Genomic DNA, 580 nt, shown 5'->3' with positions numbered 1-580 from the left:
CATTTCAGTTCCTCCAAATTTGAGATGCGTTTAGTTTACCGTAAAAAAATGTTGGAAAACCGACATTTTCTAATCGGTATTTTCCAACATTTTACAACCGTTGCTTACACTAATAATGCAAATAATGCTAATCAGTTATTAATCCTAATAGCCATTATTTTATTATTATTAGCAATTCTAGGATATATAATTAAACTAATCCACCAAGGAATGTTAAGAAAGAACTGATTTAGTTTAATTTTTTATTGCTTAAGTCAACAAGGTGATGTTGTTAAAAATACTACCTATGCATTACAAACACGTGTATTACGAAGACCAATTTATCGAAACGGTAAAAAATTTATGAGAGCGGGCAAATTACAAGTTTAATCCGAACAAGCCCGGAATCTTTCAATGGCAGTCTGTTGATGATGTATTTTTAATGGTCGTTGATTAATTAGTTCAAGTGCTGCTAGGATCTCATCAGTCGGTACTTGGCTAAAATTGGTCTTTTTCGGGAAGAACCAGCGTAACCGTCTATTAAAATATTCATTGGAACCTCGCTCCCATGGTGAATATGGATGGCAAAAATAAACTTTGA

Annotated in this window: 1 protein-coding gene and 1 pseudogene; one reads left to right on the top strand and one right to left on the bottom strand. The window is 32.9% G+C overall.

Features of this window, described 5'->3' with window-relative positions; all coding sequences use genetic code 11:
* A pseudogene (locus LOSG293_RS10220) lies at positions 1-228 on the top strand (hypothetical protein); the annotation flags it as partial.
* A gap of 137 nt (positions 229-365) precedes the next feature.
* Here the strand turns inward: LOSG293_RS10220 and LOSG293_RS09810 are convergent.
* Positions 366-580 (bottom strand): IS30 family transposase (locus tag LOSG293_RS09810; protein ID WP_160171726.1); only part of this gene is annotated, 215 nt, incomplete at its 5' end.

Origin of the sequence: Secundilactobacillus oryzae JCM 18671, assembly GCF_000740055.1 — a bacterium.
In the GTDB taxonomy this organism is placed as follows: Bacteria; Bacillota; Bacilli; order Lactobacillales; family Lactobacillaceae; genus Secundilactobacillus; species Secundilactobacillus oryzae.
The sequence above is the reverse complement of the archived record's forward strand: the minus strand, read 5'-3'. Positions and strand labels throughout refer to the sequence as shown.